Origin of the sequence: Agathobaculum sp. NTUH-O15-33, assembly GCF_033193315.1 — a bacterium.
Classification (GTDB): Bacteria; Bacillota; Clostridia; order Oscillospirales; family Butyricicoccaceae; genus Agathobaculum; species Agathobaculum faecihominis_A.
Window position 1 is genome coordinate 1,720,998 of the sequence record NZ_CP136187.1, and the last position, 19,715, is coordinate 1,740,712.

A 19,715-nucleotide genomic window follows, 5' to 3' on the forward strand; every position below is an offset into this window, starting at 1 on the left:
AGAAAGGAGGCGGTTTCGTATGAAGAAGAACGGTTCCGAAATTTTGGTGGAGGTGCTTGTAGAGCAGGGTATCGATACGGTATTCGGCTATCCCGGCGGCTCCGTCCTGAATATCTATGACGCGCTTTATTTAAACGCAGACCGGATTCGACATATTTTGACCGCACATGAACAGGGTGCGTCCCACGCGGCGGACGGCTACGCGCGCGCCACCGGCAAGACCGGCGTTTGCATCGCGACCTCCGGCCCGGGCGCTACCAACCTTGTTACCGGCATTGCCACGGCTTATATGGATTCCATCCCCATGGTCGCGATCACCGGCAACGTCGGCACCAGTCTGATCGGCAGGGACAGCTTTCAGGAAGTATACATAGCCGGCATCACGATGCCGATTACCAAGCACAACTTCGTCGTGCGCAATGTGGAAGAGTTGGCCGATACGCTGCGCGAAGCGTTCCGCATCGCCAATTCTGACCGGCCCGGCCCGGTCCTTGTCGATATACCGAAGGATGTAACGGCCGCCGTATGCGAATATGTGCCCGCCGCCCCCGCCGTAAAGGTGGAGGAGCCGGAAATCCCGGAAGCGAAGCTGCGGGAGATCGCCGAAATACTCGCCTCTGCCGAGCGTCCGGTCATTTACTACGGCGGCGGCGTCGCCACGGCGGACGCGGGCAAGGATTTGCTCGCGCTGGTGCAAAAGGCGGATATCCCGTGCACGCACACGATGATGGCGATTGGCTGCATCCCGGACGCGGAGCCGCTCAGCATGGGCCTGATCGGCATGCACGGCAAGGTTTCGGCCTCTTGGGCGATCGATAAGGCGGATGTGCTGCTTTCCATCGGCGCGCGTTTTTCCGATCGCGTTGCCACCAACACGAACCGTTTTGCGCCAAACGCCAAGATCATTCATATCGATATCGACGCGGCGGAAATCAACAAGAACATCGGGGTCTATTGCGCGGTCGTCAGCGACGCGGGGCATTTCCTCCGCTCGCTGCTGCCCTACGTGCAGCCCGCGAAGCACGATGCTTGGCGCGCGCAGATCGAAGAGTGGCGGAAAAAACTCGACTATATCCCGAAGGACGGCGTGGATCGCATTTGTCCGCATCAGGTTATCGGCCTTGCGGCTGAAATGGCCGGGCCGGACGCGATCTTTGCCACCGACGTGGGCCAGCATCAGCTTTGGGCCGCGCAGTATTGCGGCCGCAACGAGATTCATCAGTTCATCACCTCGGGCGGTCTCGGCACGATGGGCTTTGGCTACGGCGCTTCCATGGGCGCGCAGATCGCGTGCCCGGATAAGACCGTGCTGCATATCACGAGCGACGGCTCGTTCCATATGAATCTGAACGAGCTTTGCACCTCGGTTTCGTATAACCTGCCCATCATCACGCTGCTGCTCAATAACGAGGTGCTCGGCATGGTGCGTCAGTGGCAGACCATGTTCTACGAAAAGCATTATGCGGCGACCGACCCGCACCGCAAGACCGATTACGTTAAGCTGGCCGAAGCGTTCGGCGCGCGCGGCTTCCACGTGGAGACCATGGAGGAACTGCGCCACGCCATGACCGAAGCGCTCAAACGTACCGGCCCCGTCGTGATCGACGTTCGGATCGATCCGGATGAGCGCGTGCTGCCCATGATCCCGGCGGGCGGCACGGTCGACGATATCGTTTCGGGCTGAGGAAAGGAGAACCACATGCAAAAATACATCCTTTCCGTGACCGTTCGCAACAACTCAGGCGTGCTGGCGCGCGTGTCGAGCCTGTTCGGGCGGCGCGGTTATAACATCGATTCGCTGACCGTTTCGGCCACGACCGATCCGAAGATCTCGCGCATGTCGATCATCGTCACCGGCGATGAGCCAATCTTGGAGCAGATCATCAAGCAGGTATCCAAGCTGGAAGAGGTCATGCTGGTAGAGCATTTGCAGGAAGCGGATTCCTATTGCCGCGAGCTTGTCTTTGTCAAGTTCTTGACCGAGGACGGCGCCGCGAAGGATAACATCCGTCAGGTGGCCGAGGTGTACGGCGCGCGTATCATTGAATCCGCGGGGCAGTACATGGTCGTCGTCCTGTCGGAATCGCCCAGCCGCATCGATGCGTTCCTCACGGTCGTCGCCAATTTCGAGGTCATGGAAATGTGCCGCTCCGGCGTCACCGCAATACGGAAATAATTAGTAATGAGGAATTAGTAATTAGTAATTGAAACGTAGCTGTCAGGTGTGAGCCGAGATAGCTGACGTAGGCTCCATAATTCCTAATTACTACCTACTAATTACTAATTCAGTAAACCTTGTTTGCCAATAAACTTCATATATAAACCTTAGGAGGAAACAAAAATGGTAAAGATGTACTATGATTCGGACTGCAACCTGTCTCTGCTGGATGGCAAGACCGTTGCCATCATCGGCTTCGGCTCTCAGGGCCACGCGCACGCGATGAACCTGAAGGATTCGGGCGTTAACGTTGTCGTTGGTCTGCGCGCGGGCTCGAAGCACGAGGAAAAGGCCAAGTCCTACGGCCTGACCGTCATGTCCCCGGCTGAGGCCGCCGCCGCCGGCGACATCATCATGATGCTCGTTCCGGACGAGAAGCAGGCTGATATCTATACGGATGTGATCGCTCCCAACCTCAAGCCCGGCAACGTGCTGGCGTTTGCGCACGGCTTCAACATCCATTTCAAGCAGATCGTTCCGCCGGCCGACGTGGACGTTATCATGATCGCGCCGAAGGGCCCCGGCCACACCGTCCGTTCGCAGTATGTCGAAGGCCACGGCGTGCCCGATCTGGTTTGCGTGCATCAGAACGCTTCCGGCAAGGCGATGGATATCGCGCTGGCTTATGCCTGCGGTATCGGCGGCGGCCGCGCGGGCATTCTGGAGTCCACCTTCCGCGCTGAGACCGAGACCGATCTGTTCGGCGAGCAGGCCGTTCTGTGCGGCGGCGTTTGCGAGCTGATGAAGGCCGGCTTTGAAACGCTCGTTGAGGCTGGCTACGCGCCGGAGAACGCTTACTTCGAGTGCGTGCACGAGATGAAGCTGATCATCGATCTGGTCAACGAGGGCGGCTTTGCCAAGATGCGTTACTCGATCTCCGATACCGCTGAGTACGGCGATTACCGCACCGGCAAGCGCATCATCACCGAGGAGACCCGCAAGGAAATGAAGAAGATCCTGCGCGAGATTCAGGACGGTACCTTTGCTTCCGAGTGGATTCAGGAGAACCGCGCTGGCGGCCGCGCCAAGTTCCTCGCGACCCGTCAGGTAGAGTCCGAGTCCGAGCTGGAAGAGACCGGCAAGAAGCTGCGCGGACTGATGAGCTGGCTCAAGAAGTAATTCTGCGCATCGTTTGGATGTACTTAATAAAAGCTGCATTGTTTAAGAAGGAGGATTTACTATGCCCGGCTGTTCCAATACCCGTCCGTGTCCCTGCACGGCAGATTGCCCGCGCCATGGTAAGTGCTGCGATTGCGTCGCGCACCATCGCGACAACGAGGGCGGCATCCCCGGCTGCTTTTTCTCGACAGAGGGCGAGGCGCTGCTTGACCGCAGCCTTGAGACCCTGTGCAAGGACCGCGGCCTGAAAATTTAAGTAAACCCGAACGAAGGGCGGACGGTTTGACGCCGTCCGCCCTTTGTTTTCCATTCGTAGGGCGGGGTGACCCACCCCGCCGCGGAAAGACGGGCAACCCGAAAAGGAGGAAATATTATGCCTAAAAGAAGCGATAATATCACCGCCGGAGCCGAGCGCATGCCAAACCGCTCGCTGCTGCGCGCTTGCGGCCTGACCGAGGAGGAAATGGGCCGCCCGATCATCGGCGTGGTCTCCGCTTATTCCGAGATTATCCCCGGCCATATCAACCTCGACAAGATTGCCGCCGCCGCTAAGACCGGCGTTTCGATGGCGGGCGGTACGCCGATCCTTGTTCCGGCCATCGGCGTATGCGACGGCATTGCCATGGGCCACATCGGCATGAAGTATTCGCTGCCAAGCCGCGAGCTGATCGCGGACAGTGTGGAAACGCTTGCGAACGCCCACCAGTTCGACGCGCTCGTTTTGATCCCGAACTGCGACAAGATCGTGCCCGGCATGCTGATGGCCGCGGCGCGGCTCAACATCCCGTCCATCATCATTTCGGGCGGGCCGATGCTGGCGGGCCATTATGACGGCGAGGAAATCTCGCTTTCCAAGACCTTTGAAACGGTCGGCGCGTACAAGGCCGGTCTGATTGACGATGCGAAGCTGATGGAGTGCGAGTGCGGCTCTTGCCCCGGCTGCGGTTCGTGCTCGGGTATGTACACCGCGAATTCGATGAACTGCCTGTCCGAGGCGATCGGCATGGCGCTGCCCGGCAACGGCACGACCCCGGCCGTGCACGCGGCGCGTATCCAGCTCGCCAAGCATGCGGGTATGAAGATCATGGAGCTGCTCGAAAAGGACATCAAGCCCCGCGATATCCTGACGCCCGCCGCCTTCCGCAACGCGCTTACCTGCGAAATGGCGATCGGCTGCTCGACCAACTCCGTGCTGCACCTGCTCGCTCTCGCGCATGAGGCGGGCGTAGAACTGAACCTGCAAATGCTAAACGAGCTTTCCGCAAAGGTGCCGAACATCTGCCACCTTGCGCCCGCGGGCCCGCACCATATCGAGGAGCTGTACATGGCGGGCGGCGTGCCGGCTATCATGAAGGAGCTCACCAAGAGAGACCTGCTCGACCTGTCTCTGATCACCGCGACCGGCAAAACGGTAGGGGAGAACCTTGCGGGCGTTACCAATAAGAACCCCGAGGTCGTTCGTCCTCTTGAAACCCCGTATTCAGAAACCGGCGGCATCGCCGTTTTGTGGGGCAATATCGCAAAGAACGGCTGCGTGGTCAAGCGCTCCGCCGTCGCACCGGAAATGATGGTGCACGAGGGTCCTGCTCGCGTGTTCGACTGCGAGGAAGACGCGATCGAGGCGATCTACAATGGCAAGATCGTCAAGGGCGATGTCGTCATCATCCGCTATGAAGGCCCCAAGGGCGGTCCCGGCATGCGGGAAATGCTCAACCCCACCTCGGCCCTCGCGGGCATGCAGCTCGATAAGGACTGCGCGCTCATTACGGATGGCCGATTCTCCGGCGCTTCCCGCGGCGCGTCGATCGGGCATGTATCGCCCGAAGCCGCTGCCGGCGGCGAGATCGCGCTGATCCGCGAAGGGGATATCGTTTCCATCGACATCCCGAACAGCAAGGTTAATATTAAGGTATCGGACGAAGAGCTGGAAGCCCGCCGCGCGAAATTTACGCCGCGCGAGCCCAACGTCAAGTCGGGCTGGCTGTACCGTTACTCTCGGCTCGTCACCTCCGCCGATAAGGGCGCGGTGCTGGAATAAACAACAAAACCCGGCGAAAGGCTTGTCCTTTCGCCGGGTTTTTGCGTTGCTCACGATTTGCTGCGCAGAGAGATTAATAATACTCATCATCCGCATTGGAAAACTTTTTGAGTGTGGTAATAACGCGTGGTATGACCGTGGTGGAACGCGGAACGCAACATGGTTTTTCAAACATCGTTTGAGTAGGGCGCGACGCCCCCTGTATACCATGTGGGCTATACAGGGGGCGTCGCGCCCTACAATTTTGCCCAGCAAATGGACTTTATAAAAAATATTAACGAGTTTCTTGTTAGAAATCGATACTGAACTCGATTTTATTGTAGAATGATATCGAGATAATAACAATGGATGAAATATTAAAGCAGCTATGCTACTACCTGCAAGATCATGACACGATGAGCCATGAGGGAGAAAGCGGGGAAATGGAGAAACTGGAAAGCTGGCTGGAGGATCATTTACACGGTAAACAGGCACAGCGGTTTGCGCAATACGTGAATGAAAGCTTTTACTATTATGACAGTATCGTGCGCGACGCTTTTGAAACCGGTATGCGTTTCAGCATGAAGCTGCTTCAGCGCATGTTTTCCGATTGAACGCTTGTTACCGGCCGGGCAATCTGGTATAATAAACCCAAAACAAAATAAAGGACGGTAAAGTTATGCTGACTGCGGCGAAAAAGGAATTTATTGAATTTATGATGGGCGCGGATGTGCTGCGCTTTGGCGATTTTACGACCAAGTCGGGGCGGAAAACCCCGTATTTTGTCAATACCGGCAACTATAAGACCGGTATGCAGAGTGCGAAGCTCGGCGAGTTTTACGCGGCGCTGATCCGCGAGACCGTGGGCGCGGATTTTGACGCGATGTTCGGCCCGGCGTACAAGGGCATTCCGCTTGCCACCTCGGCGGCGGGCGCGCTCGCGCGGCTGTACGGCATCGATAAGCCGTTTTTCTTCAACCGCAAAGAAGTGAAGGATCACGGCGAGGGCGGCTCCATCGTCGGCTATAAGCCGGTGGACGGCGACCGCGTCATCATTATCGAGGACGTGATCACAGCCGGTACCGCCATTCGCGAGACCATGCCCGTGCTGACCGGCTGCGCGAACGTGAAGGTAAACGATATGTTCATCTCGGTCAACCGCTGCGAAGTCGGCACGACGCCGGGCAAGACCGCCGTAATGGAGGTGGGCGAGGAGTTCGGCATCCGCGTGCACGCGCTCATCACCGTGCAGGATATCCGCGAATACCTGCTGGCGAGCGGCGGCTATGAGGAGATCGTACCGCTGATGGACGCTTATATGGCGCAGTACTGCGTATTTTGAGTATGCGCGAGAAGCTTAAGCGGCGGGGCGGTATGCTTTGCCGCATCGGCACGTTTTTGACCGTGTTTCTCGGCTGCTTCGCGGTTTTGCATTTCGTCACTCCTTCCGGGGATGATTTCTTCTATGGCCGCTGGGGCAATCTTGGTCCGGTCGAGTTTCTGGGGCAGATCGCCCAGCATTATATGCGCGCCAACGGCCGCAATCTGGTGCACATGATCGACGGCGTCCTGCTTGGAAGCGATTTGCGGATCGGTCTGGCGCGCGTATTCATCGCGCTGCTGCTCGGCACGATCGCGCTGAACGGCCTGCGCCTTTCCGACACGAAGGATCACCGCACGCCCGCGCTTGCTGCGTTTTGGATTTGCGGGTTGTTCCTGCTGCCGATCTATCTGACCCGGCAGGGCGTTTACTGGATCACCGGCGCGATGAATTATGTGCTGCCGCTTGCCCTGTTTATGGAATACTGGGTGCTGCTGCGGGACAGCATGGCGGAAAAACGAGGGTGGAGAGCCACCGTGGTTTTCGCCGTTTTGACCGGACTGACGACCGAGCAGATCAGCGTGATGGCGGTCGGGCTGACTGTTTTGATGCTGCTTCGGCGGCTCATGATTGAAAAGAAAAAGCTGCCGCGGGCGGTTTGGTGGGCGCTTGGCCTTGCTTTCGCCGGTATGGTATCCGTTGTCGCCGCGCCGGGCAACTTCTTTCGGGCCAGCATCACCGCGCCGCCGGTAGAGGGCGGCGCCTTGGCCATGGTGCGGTTCAATGTCATGAATCTGCGGCGCAGCTTTTTGTTTGGGGACACGCTTTATCCCATTCATTTTATTGTGATGCTGGCTGTGCCCACATACCTGTTTGCGCGTGCGCTGCGGGAGAAGAAATGGACGCACGGCGTTGCCGCTTTGGCCGGTACGGCGGTCTTTGCCGTTTGGCTCAAGCTGCCCCAGTGGGATAAAAGCGTCCTTTCCTACGGCGAGGTCGCGCCCCAAGTGGCGCGCGCGTTTCTCGCGGTGCTTATGGGCTATCTGCTGGTAACGCTGTACGCTTCGATCGCGGCGGCGCGCCAAAAGGATTGGACGCCGCTGTTCGCTTGGATCCTTGGCGTTGGTTCACAGGTGATGATGCTGGTCTCGCCGACGGTCGGCTCGCGCACCATGCTATGCTTTGTGGGCGCGTTTTTGCTGATGGCGGCCTGTCTGATTCGTGAAGCGCCTTACCCTTATCTGCTTGTCGCGGGCTGCATGCTCGGCTGGCATTGGGGGTATGCGCTGATGGCGGCGGTGTTCGCCGTTGCGGCCGCGCTATGGCTTTTTCGGAAATATTGTCCGGCGCGGTGCCTTGCCGCCGTGCTGTGCTGCGTGCCACTGTTATTCTGCGGCTGGCTGATGCTGAAGGACACGTTCGACGGCTTTCGCCTAAACGCTTCGTATGACGCGCAAAACCGCGTGCGGATCGCGGCTTACGACGGGGGCGAGACCCTTACCCTGCGCAAGCTGCCCAAGGAGCTTTACGGATGGGTCATGCCGTATCACAACGACTATTACGATGTGTATTTCAAGGAATACTACGGCCTGCCGCGCAAGACAGAGCTGATTTGGGAATAAGCGTACAAAACAGGCGTGCTGCAAGTTCGAGCAGCACGCCTGTTTTTTTTGTTTTTCTTATAATGTGTTGAGGAAGGTGCGGATGCGGGAGCAGGCTTCGCGCAGATGGTTCATGGAATAGGAGTAAGAGATGCGCACATGCCCTTCGCCGCTGTCGCCAAAGGCGTTGCCGGGGACGACGGCGACCTCCTGCTCGTGCAGCAGGCGCTCGCAGAACTCCTCGGAGCTGAGACCGGTCGATTCGATGGAAGGGAACATATAAAACGCGCCCTGCGGCTCGAAACAGGAAAGACCCATGTCGCGCAATTCGCCCAGCAGGAAGCGGCGGCGGATGTCGTATTGCTCGCGCATGTGCTGCACATCGTCCTCGCCGGTGCGAATGGCTTCGATACCGGCGAACTGCGCCGTCGTCGGCGCGGACATGATGCCGAATTGGTGGATTTTGCAAATGGGCTGCATCAGCTCCTTAGGGCCCATGGCCCAGCCAAGGCGCCAGCCGGTCATCGCGTAGGATTTAGAGAATCCGTCCACCACGATGGTGCGCTCTTTCATGCCCGGCAGCTCGGCAAAGCAGACGTGCGGCTCCGCCCCATAGGTTAGGCTGCAATAGATCTCGTCCGAAATGACGAGGATGTTGGTATCCTCCAGCACCTTGGCGATGGCGGCGAGCTCGTCGCGCGTCATGATCGCGCCGGTCGGGTTGTTGGGATAGGGCAGGATGAGTACCTTGGTCTTTGGGGTAATGGCGGCTTTCAGGCGCTCGGGCGTCAGCTTGAATTGATCCTCCTTCACCGTCGGCAGGGGAACGGGCACGCCGCCCGCCATAATGGTAAGCGGGGTTGATAGCAGACAAAGGAGGGCTCGGGAATGAGCACTTCGTCGCCGAGCGAAATGAAAGCGCGCAGCGCGTTATCGATCGCTTCCGAACCGCCCACGGTAATCAGAATTTCTTTTGCAGAATCATAGCAGAGCTGGTACTTGCGGCGGGCAAGGGCGGCGATTTGATCGCGCAGCTCGGCAAGGCCCCAGTTAGAGGTGTAGAAGGTGCGCCCCTTTTCAAGGGACTGTATGCCCGCGCGGCGGATCTGCCACGGGGTCTCAAAGTCCGGCTCTCCGACGCCGAGGGAGATCGCGTGCGGCATGGCGGCGGCCACATCGAAGAACTTGCGGATGCCGGAAGGCTTTACGATCTTGACCCGGTCGGAGAGCAGCTGCTGATAGTCTACCATGACATCATGACCTCTCTCTTGTCTTTGTCGGAGGGATCAAACTCCACACCATGGTCCTTATACCGCTTTAAAATAAAGTGCGTGCCGGTGGAGAGCACGTTTTCCATCGGCGCGAGCTGCTCGGATACAAAGCGCGCCACCTCGCGCATCGAGCGGCCGTTGATGATGACGGTCAGGTCGAAGCCGCCGCTCATCAGATACACGCTTTCCACCTGATGGTGCGAGTAAATCTGGCGGGCGATCTCGTCAAAGCCCATGCCCTTTTGCGGGGTGATCTTTACCTCGATCAGCGCGGTGACGAATTCGCGGGCGGTCTTGTCCCAGTCGACGATGGTTTTATAGCCCAAAATGGTATTGTTCTTTTCAAAAGCGCGCACTGCGGATACGACTTCGTCCTCTGTCGCGCCGGTCATGGCGGCCAGCTGAGCGGTCGTCAGCCGCGCGTCCTCGGAGAGTAAATTAAGCAGCTTTTCAGGATTGTCCATCATGATAGCCTCCTTCATCAAAAAAGAAATAATTAAAGCTATTATACACCGTTTTCCTGCGCCTGTCCATATTCTTGCAAAGCGGCGTGCGGCATGGTATGATGGTTCTAGAAATGAGGGGAGCGAAACGAATGCAACGAAACGATATCGACGCGGGCCGGGCCTTTGATTGGGGACGGGCCTCGGCCGACTATGCCAAGTACCGGGATATTTATCCCGCCGCGTTCTATCAAAAGATACGCGATCTGGGTCTTTGCGGGCCGGGGCAGCGCGTGCTTGATCTTGGCACGGGCACCGGCGTGCTGCCGCGCCACCTGTATCCGTACGGCGCGGTATTCACGGGCACCGACATTTCGGAAAGACAGATCAGCATGGCGAAGGCGCTCGCGAGAGACGCCGGCATGGAGATCGATTTTCGCTGTATGCCGGCCGAACAGCTTAGCTTTCCGGAGGGCACCTTTGATGTCGTGACCGCCTGCCAGTGCTTTGTCTACTTTGATCACGACCTGCTCGCGCCCAGACTCAGCCGCCTGCTGGCGCGGCCCGGCCGATTCGCCGTTCTGTATATGGCTTGGCTGCCGGAGGAGGACGACGTTGCCGCGGCGAGCGAAAAGCTAATCTTGCAGTACAACCCGGTGTGGACGGGCTGCGGAGAGACGCGGCGGCCGATCGAGGTGCCCGCCGTTTACCGGCAGTATTTCGAGGTTGAGCGGGAGGAACTGTTCGATCTGTCCGTTCCTTTCACGCGGGAAAGCTGGAACGGCCGCATCAAGGCCTGCCGGGGGATCGAGGCCTCGCTAAGCGAGGACGAGGTGCGGCGCTTTGACGGGGAGCACCGCGCGCTGCTGGCGCGCATCGCGCCGCCGCGTTTCGACATTCGGCATTACGCGGCGATCACGGTGCTTCGCGCAAAACCGGCTTGACATTGCCGCGCGGCAACGGTACAATAAATGAAAGTAAGCGCTTGCATAATGGGGTGAAGCAAATGGGAGCGGAGGAGACCGGCCAGCGGATCATTGACGCGGCCATGGCGCTGGTGCGCGATCAGGGCTACACCGCCACCACAACCAAGGATATCGCGCGTGTGGCAGGGGTCAACGAATGCACGCTGTTCCGCAAATTTCAAAGCAAAAAGGATATCGTGCTGCACGGCATGGAGCAGGAAAAATGGCGCGCGGGCATCACGCCCGAGGTGTTTCAGCATGTGCGGTGGGATCTGCGGGCGGACCTTGCGATGTTCATGTCGTCCTATATGGAGCGCGTGACCCCGGATTTTGTCAACCTGTCAATCGGCCTGCGCGCGCCGCAGATTTATGAAGATACCGCGCCGCTGATCATGAAGATACCGGAAACCTTCCTATCCGCGCTGACCGATTACTTTGAGCAAATGGCGCGGAAGGGCAAGATCGCCCAAACGGATTTTGAAAGTCTGGCCATGACGTTTTTTTCCGCCACCTTCGGCTATACCTTTCTCAGCGCTTCCTTTGGCGCCAAGCTGACCGGCGTGCAGCAGCGGAAATACATCGAGAATAGCGTAAAAGTATTTGTCGAGGGTATTCCCACGCCATAAAAATGTTTCTTACGGCATCGCCATTTGGCGGCGCCGTAAAAAAATAGATAGTATGCAAGCAAGCACACGCATTCATAAGGAGGAATATCCATGGAGATCACAGGGGCCGCGCTGTTTGTCAAAGCGCTGCGGGCGGAAGGGGTGGAAACGCTGTTCGCCTATCCCGGCGGGCAGGCGATCGATTTATTTGACGCGCTGTATGGGGCGCGCGATATCGATTTGATTCTGCCGCGGCACGAACAAGGGGCTGATCCACGCGGCGGACGGCTACGCCCGCGCGACGGGCAGGGCGGGCGTTTGTCTGGTCACGAGCGGGCCGGGGGCGACCAATCTGGTCACCGGCATTGCAACGGCCAATTACGACAGCGTGCCGCTGGTTTGCTTCACCGGTCAGGTACCGACAGGCCTGATCGGAAACGACGCCTTTCAGGAGGTCGATATGGTCGGTATCGCAAGAAGCATCTGCAAGTACGCGGTCACGGTCAGGCGGCGCGAGGATCTGGGCGCGATCATCAAGAAGGCGTTCTATATTGCCCGTACCGGCAAGCCCGGCGTGGTGGTGGTCGATCTGCCCAAGGATATCCAACAGGCGATGGGGGATGATGAATACCCGGCGCGCATCGCGCTGCGCGGGTACCGGGCCGAGCCGCCGGTACATATGGGGCAGGTCAAAAAGGCGCTGAGCAGTCTTGCACAGGCGAAACGGCCGGTTTTTCTCATTGGCGGCGGCGTGCGTATCGCCCGGGCCGAGGGGGAACTGACCGCGCTCGCGGAAAAAACCGGTGTGCCGGTCGTCACCACCATTATGGGACGGGGCGCGATACCGACCGGCCACCCGCTTTACGCGGGCAACCTTGGCATTCACGGCAGCCATGCGGCCAACCGCGCGGTCACCGGGTGCGATTTGCTATTTTCCATCGGGGTGCGGTTCAACGATCGCATTACCGGCAAGATCGGCTCGTTTGCAAAGGACGCGGTCATTGTCCATGTCGATATCGATCCCGCGTCGATCTCCCGCAATGTCGCGGTTGACATCCCGATCGTGGGGGACGCGAAAAAGACCCTGTGCCTGCTGCTTGAAAAGGCCGGGCCGCTCCCCGTGGGGGATTGGGCGGCGCAGGTGGCCGAGTGGAAGGCGCGGCGGCCCATTGCGCCCGCTAACAGCGCGTTTGGCCCGCAGCGCATCATGGAGGGTATCAACGAAGTCTTTCCAGACGCGGTCATCGCCGCCGATGTGGGACAAAATCAGCTGTGGGCCACGCAGTATCTGGAACTGAATGAAAACCGGCGGCTGCTCCTGTCCGGCGGCTTGGGCACGATGGGGTACGGTCTGCCGGCGGCGATCGGCGCGAAGCTGGGAGAGCCCGAACGGGAATCCGTCGCCATCGTGGGGGACGGCGGCTTTCAGATGAACATGCAGGAGCTTGTCACCGCGGTCGTTTATGAACTGCCGGTCGTGATCTGTATTTTAAACAACGGCTTTCTCGGCAACGTGCGCCAGTGGCAGCAAATGTTTTACGGCCGCCGGTATTCCGGCACCTGCATGCGGCGGCGCAAAAGCTGTCCGCCGGAATGCGACGCGCCCGGCACAAACTGTCCGCCCTATGTGCCGGATTTTGTGCGCCTTGCGGAAAGCTGCGGCGCAAAAGCGTGCCGCGTCGCCCGTGCGGAAGAGGTCCTGCCCGCGCTGCGCGCGGCAAAGGAGGAGCGCCGCGTGCCCACCGTGATCGAATTTCTGATCGGGCCGGAGGAAAACGTGCTGCCCATCGTGCCGCCCGGTCTGCCGCTGGACCAAATGATCGACGGGGAAGAAGGGGAGAACGTATGATAAAGAAACGGTGGCTTTCCGTATTCGCGGAAAATGAAATCGGCGTGCTGGCCCGTGTGGCGGGCCTGTTCGCGGGGAAAAGCTATAACCTGAACAGCCTGACCGTCGGCCCGACCGAGGATCCGACGGTCTCCCGCATGACCATTGGCCTGACGAGCGACGACCGCACCTTTGAGCAGGTCGTTAAGCAGCTCGACCGCTGCGTCGAAGTGATCAAGGTAATCGATCTGACCGAAACGGCAAGCCACCAGAAGGAATTGCTGTTTGTCAAGGTCCGCGCCTGTACCCGGCAAGAGATCGACGACCTGTTCCGCTTTGCCGGGGTGTTCTCAGTAAACATAACGGATTATTGCCGCGACGCGGTGCTGCTGGAAAGCACCGCGCCGGAAACCAGAAACGACGAATTGATCCGCCTGCTGCGCGAGCAGTTTCCGGGGCGCATCGAGATCGTGCGCGGCGGCGGTGTGGCGATCGAGGCAATAGGGCTCGCGGAGCGGTAACGCCGCTCCGCGCCCTTGACAGGCAGGGGGGAAAGGCGTACAATCATATTGTTCTAAATAGAACAATATGGCGAAGGAGGCTTTCCCACGATGGTCGAACTGATTTCCAATCCCATGCTGGTCAAGCGCCTTTACGGCGAAGCGCTGCGCCCGGTGACGCAGCAATATTCCCTCACGCGGATGGAGCTGGACATCCTGCTGTTTCTGGCAAACAACCCCGCGTATGACACGGCGCGGGATATTGTGCGCGTGCGGCTGCTCAGTAAATCACAGGTCTCTGTTTCGCTAGAGGCGCTGACAAAACGCGGCTGGCTCGCGGCGCATTTGGAGCAGGATAACCGCAAGGTGATGCACCTGTCGCTTTTGCCCGACGCGTATCCGGCGGTAGAGGCGGGGCGGCGCGCGCAGGATTCATTTTTTGCCGTGCTGTTGCGGGACATTCCCGCGGATGATCTCCGCGTGTTCGAGCGCACGACCCGGCGCATTGCCGCCAATATTCGGGAGCATTTCGCGGAGGAGGAAGCAACATGCTGATCAAATTTATCGTCTGTTTTGCGGCGGGTATCGGCGCGGGGCTTGGCACCGGCTTTGCGGGCATGAGCGCCGCCGCCGTCATCAGCCCCATGCTGATTACGTTTTTAGGGATGGAGCCGTACACGGCGGTCGGCATCGCGCTGGCGAGCGACGTGCTGGCAAGCGCCGTGAGCGCATACACCTATTACAGACACAAAAATATTGATGTGAAAAACGGCCTTGTGATGATGGCGTCCGTTCTGGTGTTCACGCTGGCGGGCAGTTATCTGTCCAGTTTAGTGCCCAGCCATGCGATGGGCAGCTTTTCAGTCGTGATGACGTTCTTCCTCGGCATCAAATTCATCGTTCGGCCCGTGATGACCACCAAGGAGAGCATGGGCGCGGTCAGCCCGAAAAAGCGCTTGACGCAGTCGATCGTCTGCGGCGTTGTGATCGGCTTGATCTGCGGCTTTGTCGGCGCTGGCGGCGGCATGATGATGCTGCTTATCCTGACGAGCGTTTTAGGCTACGAGCTGAAAACCGCGGTGGGCACCAGCGTATTTATCATGACCTTCACCGCGCTGACCGGCGCGGCGAGCCATTTTGCGATCGGCGGCGCGCCCGACCTTTGGAGTCTGGTGTTCTGCGTGCTCTCCACGCTGCTGTGGGCGCGGCTGGCCGCGCGTTTCGCCAATAAAGCGCCGGCAATCGTTTTGAACCGCGCGACCGGCGTTGTCCTCACCGTGCTGGGCGCGGCCATTCTTCTGGTAAGATACTTTGGGTAGGTAGGAGTTAGGAGATAGGAAGTAGGAGTTAGGAGTTAGGAGTTAGGAGTTAGGAGTTAGGAAGTAGGAGTTAGTAATGAGAATCGCGCGGAGCGCGATACCTTTAACTCCTAACTCCTACTTCCTAACTCCTAACTAATCTATATTTTGCGTATTATGGCGGGCGAAAATGCAAAATGCTGTTGCATGCGCGGGCGAAAAGCGGTACAATGGTATTCAGAAAGGTGGTGCCCTTTTTCATGGCATTCACAGGTTTTTCAGCAGAGGGCATCGACCTGCTGCAACTAAACCGCCTGCATAACAGCAAGGAATTTTATGAAGCGCATAAGATGGAGATTCGACGCCTCGCAATCGAGCCGTTCCACCGCTTGATCGAAGAGATGGCGCCGACCATGCTCGAAATCGATCCAAGCTTCGTCACGGTACCCTCCCGCATGGTTTCCCGCGTCCGGCGGGATACCCGCTATACGCACGATAAATCGCTCTACCGCGCCAATCTATGGCTCTTTTTCCGCCGCCCCCGCCGCCAGTTCGAGGATGTCCCCTCGTTCTATGTCGAGGTGCACCCGGAATTTTGGGCATATGGCTGCTGGGGCGCGTTCGGCCGCGGGGAAATGGCCGAAATACGCGACATGATACGCAGGGAAGATAAACTGTTTTTGGACGCGTATAAGGCGGTGCGCGCCTGCCCCGGGGTGGTTCTCGGCGGCGAGACGTACAAGCGCCCCAAATTCCCGGACGCAAAGCCCGCCTATCAAACTTGGCTGAACCGCAAGCACCTCGGCGTCGACTTCCGCGAGACCGAGGATTTCGCCCCCATTTTAGACGGCTCGTTCGTGCAGCCGATGCTGCGCACCATGCAAAAGCTCGCCCCGTTTTACCGCCTGCTTTTGGCGGCCAAGGAGCGCGCCGCGGTCATACCGCGGGAGGCGGCGCGATGAGATACGTCGCAATGGATTTTGAAACCGGCAACGCTTCGCCGCTGTCGGCTTGTTCGGTGGGCATTTCGGTGTTCGAGGATCGCGCGCTCGTCCGCAACGAGGTGCAGCTGATCCGGCCCCCGGCCGAGGTGGGCAAGTTCCACTGGGGCAATATCCGCATCCACGGCATCCGCGAACGCATGGTCGCCAATTCGCCCGCGTTTGACGAGGTATGGCGCGCCCTGCGGGACGACGTATGCGGCGGCGTGCTTGTTTGCCACAACGCCATGTTTGACACCGCTGTTTTGTGCGCGTGCCTGAACTACTATCATTTGCCCTTGCCGGACTGCGCGTACGTCTGCACCGTCAAGGTATCGCAGCGCGTATGGCCCGAACTGATCAACCACAAGCTCAACACGGTGAGCGAGGCGCTGGGCATTCCGCTCAACCACCACGAAGCCGGGTCGGACGCGCAGGCCGCGGGCTTTATTCTGCAGGCGGCCCTGCAAAAGACCGGCTCCGGCGATGTGTGCGAACTCGCGGAGCGGATCGGTATGCGGCTGGGCCGCATTTCTCCCGCCGGCAAATCGCCGTGCAGCATCGCAAAGGAAGCGTGCGGCAAAACAGCGCGCGCAAACCGCAACTGACCTATCTGAAAAAGGAGAGGACGAACATGAAAAACTACTTTGAAGACATCGATCGCGACGCCATCCGCGCACGTGCCGAGCAAATGCTCGATTACGCGAACGGCGCGAAAAGCTGCGCCTGCCGCTGGACCAATTTTGCAATGGATAAGGCGCACGATTTTTCTATTTTTGATTTTGCCGTTCTGAAGGTTTGCCTGCTCTCTCTGGGCCTTTGGCTGGGCTCCTGCTTTGCCAAGCTTTTTAAGAAATGCCGCAGCGTGCTGTTCGTCGTCTTTGTGGCGAGCTGGCTGTACCTGTTCTGGCGCATCTTTTTCGATGGCGAAGAATAATTAAAAGCGATCGAAATTTGAAAGGAGTGCACCCGTGAGCGACCCATCCCACTCTTCTGACAAAATCGATAACAGTACCGAGCCCCACTATTTTCAGTGGGGCTTAACGGCATTTTGTGTTATCGTAGCGAGCGTGCTGGTTTTTTACTTGCTCGGCTGGCTTCCGTTTATCTGGACATTGTTCAAAAAGCTGGTCGGCATATTGGGGCCGTTTATTTTCGGCTTCGTCATGGCCTACCTGCTGCTGCCGATTTTTAACGGCATGTATCGTAGAATACAGCCCCGGCTTTCCGTTAAAATGAAAAACGGCACGCGCTTTGCCAAGGGCCTTTGCAGCATTTTAACGCTGCTGATCGGCCTTGCCATCATCGGCGTGCTGCTTTGGATGGTGCTGCCGCAGCTCGTGGCGAGCATCATCACGCTGCTCGGCTCTATGGATATTTATTTAACCGAGATATCCAACTGGGTTGCGGGCTTCTTTAAGGATAATCCGGCGCTGGAACGCAACTTTTTGCAGCTCTACGAGGAATTTTCCGATCAGATGATCGGTTGGATCCAAGGCATTACCCCTCGGCTGGTCGAACTGATGAGCGGTGTAAAAAACACCGTGTCGCTGCTGTTCGATTTCCTGATCGGCATTATTATTTCGCTGTATATCCTCAATAGCAAGGATACCTTCTGCGCGCAGGCCAAAAAGGTGATCTACGGCGTGATGCGCGTGGATCACGCCAACCGCGTGATGTCGCGCGTCAGCCATGTCCACCGTGTGTTCGGCGGCTTTATCACCGGCAAACTGATCGATTCGTTCATCATCGGCGTGCTGTGCTTTATCGGCGTGGCGCTCATGAAGATCCCATACGCGGTGCTGATCTCGGTCATCATCGGCGTGACCAATATCATACCGTTCTTTGGGCCGTTTATCGGCGCGATCCCGAGCATCATCCTCATCGCGGTTATCAGCCCGATCAAGGCGGTTTACTTTGGCATTTTCATCATCGTCTTGCAGCAGTTTGACGGCAACATCCTCGGCCCCAAGATTTTGGGCGATTCCACCGGTCTGTCCAGCTTCTGGGTCATGTTCGCCATTTTGGTGTTCGGCGGCGTGTTTGGCTTTGTCGGCATGGCGGTCGGCGTACCGATTTTCGCTGTTTTGTATAGTGTGGCGACCGAGTTTTTCAACAATCTGCTCAAAAAACGCGGTCTTTCCACGGATACGAACGCTTACCGGGGACCCAAACGCATCGATCCCGATACGTTCGAGTTTGTCGAGACCAAGGACAATATTCCGCCCGTGAGCAAAAAGGAACGCCGCCGCGCCGATCAGGCGCAGGAAAACAAAAAGAAATAAGAAAACGGAGCGCGCTGTCGTAAAAAAACAGTGCGCTCCATTTTTTTGTAAGAACAGTTATTGAAGCAATGCGGCCAACTGAGGAAACACGGAAAGGCTGCGCTGCAAAACGCCGTGCAGGTGTGCGATGGCGGTGCCGTAATTGGTGAAAGGGATACCCGCGTCCGCCGCGCACTTCTGCCGGTAGCGCATTTCGCGTTCATTCAGCATGCAGCCGCCGCAGTGGATAATCAGCCGGTAGGGGGAAAGGTCGTCCGGAAAGTCGCGCCCGGCGCTGGTTTCGATCATAAGCTCTTTGCCGGTATGCTGCCGCAGCCAGCCCGGCAGCTTGACCGTGCCGATGTCGCCGCATTGACGGTGGTGGGTGCAGCCCTCGGAAATCAGGATGCGGTCGCCGTCCGCAAGGCGGCCGATCGCGGCCACGCCGCGCACCGCTGTTTCCAGAAAACCCTTGTAACGGGCCATCAGGATGGAAAAGGAGGTGAGCGGTATCTCGGGCGGCGTTTCCTTGCTGACACGGCCGAAAGCCTGACTGTCGGTCACGACAAGGGCGGGAGCCTGACGAAGCGCGCAGAGCGCGCCCGACAGCTCGGTATCCCGTGTGACGAACGCGTGCGCGCCCGCTTCCAAAATATCGCGTATGGCCTGCTGCTGTGGCAGGATCAACCGTCCCTTGGGCGCGGCGGAATCGATGGGCACGACGAGGACCACCGTATCGCCCGGCGCGATCAAATCGCCGATCAGCCGCCGTTCGGGGCCTTCCGTATGCGTAAGGCGGGCAATGCGTTCCTTCAGCTCGTGGATTTGCAGGCCGCTCGCGGCGCTCACGGCGATCGCGTTTTCTTCCTGCGGCGCATAACCGCTAAGGTCGCACTTATTGTACACGGTCAGGTAGGGGAGCTGCTTTTGCCGGAACAGGGCGATCAGCGCCTCGTCCGCGGCCGTTTTGCCGACAACGCTGTCAATGACCAGCACCGCGCAGTCCGCTTTGTTTAGAATTTGCTTGGTGCGCTTAACGCGCTTTTCGCCAAGCGCGCCCTCGTCGTCAAAGCCCGGCGTGTCGATGATGACCACGGGGCCAAGCGGCAGCAGCTCCATGGATTTGTAGACAGGATCGGTTGTCGTGCCCTTGACCGCGGAGACCACGCTCATTTCCTGCCCGGTCACAGCGTTGACCACGCTGGATTTACCGGCGTTGCGCCGCCCGAAAAAACCGATGTGCACGCGCTCGGCCAGCGGCGTTTCATTCAGTCCCATGTTGCGG

At 58.5% G+C, this 19,715-nt stretch carries 19 protein-coding genes and 2 pseudogenes; 18 read left to right on the plus strand and 3 right to left on the minus strand.

The window, feature by feature from the left end; all coding sequences use genetic code 11:
- Window positions 1-19 precede the first annotated feature (19 nt).
- The 8 genes from ilvB (RWV98_RS08720) (at window position 20) to RWV98_RS08755 (ending at window position 8,297) form a co-directional block, all read left to right on the plus strand.
- Complete coding sequence (gene ilvB, locus RWV98_RS08720; RefSeq protein ID WP_317865294.1) at window positions 20-1,684, plus strand: biosynthetic-type acetolactate synthase large subunit; 1,665 nt, start codon at window positions 20-22, stop codon at window positions 1,682-1,684.
- A gap of 15 nt (window positions 1,685-1,699) precedes the next feature.
- Window positions 1,700-2,176, plus strand: coding sequence for an acetolactate synthase small subunit (gene ilvN / locus RWV98_RS08725; protein ID WP_280961444.1), 477 nt, complete (start codon window positions 1,700-1,702; stop codon window positions 2,174-2,176).
- A gap of 165 nt (window positions 2,177-2,341) precedes the next feature.
- Window positions 2,342-3,337: a ketol-acid reductoisomerase gene (ilvC, locus tag RWV98_RS08730; protein ID WP_317865297.1), complete on the plus strand. Its 996-nt coding sequence runs from the start codon at window positions 2,342-2,344 to the stop codon at window positions 3,335-3,337.
- Window positions 3,338-3,398: 61 nt separating this feature from the next.
- Window positions 3,399-3,593, plus strand: a complete 195-nt coding sequence (locus RWV98_RS08735) for a hypothetical protein (RefSeq protein WP_317865299.1) — start codon at window positions 3,399-3,401, stop codon at window positions 3,591-3,593.
- 117 nt (window positions 3,594-3,710) lie between these two features.
- Window positions 3,711-5,375, plus strand: coding sequence for a dihydroxy-acid dehydratase (gene ilvD / locus RWV98_RS08740; protein ID WP_317865301.1), 1,665 nt, complete (start codon window positions 3,711-3,713; stop codon window positions 5,373-5,375).
- 344 nt (window positions 5,376-5,719) lie between these two features.
- On the plus strand, window positions 5,720-5,968 hold the full coding sequence (locus RWV98_RS08745) for a hypothetical protein (RefSeq protein ID WP_317865303.1): 249 nt from the start codon (window positions 5,720-5,722) through the stop codon (window positions 5,966-5,968).
- 65 nt (window positions 5,969-6,033) lie between these two features.
- Window positions 6,034-6,696: an orotate phosphoribosyltransferase gene (pyrE, locus tag RWV98_RS08750; RefSeq protein ID WP_280961439.1), complete on the plus strand. Its 663-nt coding sequence runs from the start codon at window positions 6,034-6,036 to the stop codon at window positions 6,694-6,696.
- Between the two features lie 2 nt (window positions 6,697-6,698).
- Window positions 6,699-8,297, plus strand: a complete 1,599-nt coding sequence (locus tag RWV98_RS08755) for a DUF6056 family protein (protein ID WP_317865306.1) — start codon at window positions 6,699-6,701, stop codon at window positions 8,295-8,297.
- A gap of 57 nt (window positions 8,298-8,354) precedes the next feature.
- Here the strand turns inward: RWV98_RS08755 and RWV98_RS08760 are convergent.
- Both RWV98_RS08760 and RWV98_RS08765 read right to left on the minus strand, forming a co-directional pair.
- A pseudogene (locus RWV98_RS08760) lies at window positions 8,355-9,526 on the minus strand (pyridoxal phosphate-dependent aminotransferase).
- Window positions 9,520-10,011 (minus strand): Lrp/AsnC family transcriptional regulator, encoded by a 492-nt coding sequence (locus tag RWV98_RS08765; RefSeq protein ID WP_317865733.1) that lies wholly within the window; start codon window positions 10,009-10,011, stop codon window positions 9,520-9,522. Before RWV98_RS08765 ends, RWV98_RS08760 begins: the two are co-directional and overlap by 7 nt.
- Window positions 10,012-10,142: 131 nt before the next feature.
- Here RWV98_RS08765 and RWV98_RS08770 point away from each other — a divergent pair, with 131 nt between their 5' ends.
- The 10 genes and pseudogenes from RWV98_RS08770 (at window position 10,143) to RWV98_RS08815 (ending at window position 18,451) form a co-directional block, all read left to right on the plus strand.
- Window positions 10,143-10,934, plus strand: coding sequence for a class I SAM-dependent methyltransferase (locus tag RWV98_RS08770; RefSeq protein ID WP_317865308.1), 792 nt, complete (start codon window positions 10,143-10,145; stop codon window positions 10,932-10,934).
- Window positions 10,935-10,996: 62 nt separating this feature from the next.
- Complete coding sequence (locus tag RWV98_RS08775) at window positions 10,997-11,581, plus strand: TetR/AcrR family transcriptional regulator (RefSeq protein WP_317865310.1); 585 nt, start codon at window positions 10,997-10,999, stop codon at window positions 11,579-11,581.
- Window positions 11,582-11,671: 90 nt separating this feature from the next.
- Window positions 11,672-13,409 (plus strand): annotated as a pseudogene (ilvB, locus tag RWV98_RS08780) (biosynthetic-type acetolactate synthase large subunit).
- The gene (gene ilvN / locus RWV98_RS08785; RefSeq protein ID WP_442872122.1) at window positions 13,409-13,909 is read left to right on the plus strand and encodes an acetolactate synthase small subunit; all 501 of its coding nucleotides are present in this window, start codon (window positions 13,409-13,411) and stop codon (window positions 13,907-13,909) included. Before ilvB (RWV98_RS08780) ends, ilvN (RWV98_RS08785) begins: the two are co-directional and overlap by 1 nt.
- 90 nt (window positions 13,910-13,999) lie before the next feature.
- Window positions 14,000-14,443 (plus strand): MarR family winged helix-turn-helix transcriptional regulator, encoded by a 444-nt coding sequence (locus RWV98_RS08790; protein WP_317865314.1) that lies wholly within the window; start codon window positions 14,000-14,002, stop codon window positions 14,441-14,443.
- Window positions 14,437-15,207, plus strand: a complete 771-nt coding sequence (locus tag RWV98_RS08795; protein WP_280961430.1) for a sulfite exporter TauE/SafE family protein — start codon at window positions 14,437-14,439, stop codon at window positions 15,205-15,207. Before RWV98_RS08790 ends, RWV98_RS08795 begins: the two co-directional genes overlap by 7 nt.
- A gap of 239 nt (window positions 15,208-15,446) precedes the next feature.
- The gene (locus RWV98_RS08800) at window positions 15,447-16,148 is read left to right on the plus strand and encodes a DUF2461 domain-containing protein (RefSeq protein ID WP_317865316.1); all 702 of its coding nucleotides are present in this window, start codon (window positions 15,447-15,449) and stop codon (window positions 16,146-16,148) included.
- The gene (locus RWV98_RS08805) at window positions 16,145-16,774 is read left to right on the plus strand and encodes a 3'-5' exonuclease (RefSeq protein ID WP_317865318.1); all 630 of its coding nucleotides are present in this window, start codon (window positions 16,145-16,147) and stop codon (window positions 16,772-16,774) included. Before RWV98_RS08800 ends, RWV98_RS08805 begins: the two co-directional genes overlap by 4 nt.
- Window positions 16,775-16,800: 26 nt before the next feature.
- Window positions 16,801-17,103: a hypothetical protein gene (locus RWV98_RS08810; RefSeq protein ID WP_280961427.1), complete on the plus strand. Its 303-nt coding sequence runs from the start codon at window positions 16,801-16,803 to the stop codon at window positions 17,101-17,103.
- A 34-nt stretch (window positions 17,104-17,137) separates the two neighbouring features.
- Window positions 17,138-18,451 carry an AI-2E family transporter gene (locus tag RWV98_RS08815; RefSeq protein ID WP_317865320.1) on the plus strand — a complete coding sequence of 438 codons (1,314 nt, stop codon included), beginning with the start codon at window positions 17,138-17,140 and terminating at the stop codon, window positions 18,449-18,451.
- A 57-nt stretch (window positions 18,452-18,508) separates the two neighbouring features.
- Here RWV98_RS08815 and hydF read toward each other — a convergent pair whose 3' ends face one another.
- Window positions 18,509-19,708 (minus strand): [FeFe] hydrogenase H-cluster maturation GTPase HydF, encoded by a 1,200-nt coding sequence (hydF, locus tag RWV98_RS08820; RefSeq protein WP_317865322.1) that lies wholly within the window; start codon window positions 19,706-19,708, stop codon window positions 18,509-18,511.
- Between the last annotated feature and the right edge of the window lie 7 nt (window positions 19,709-19,715).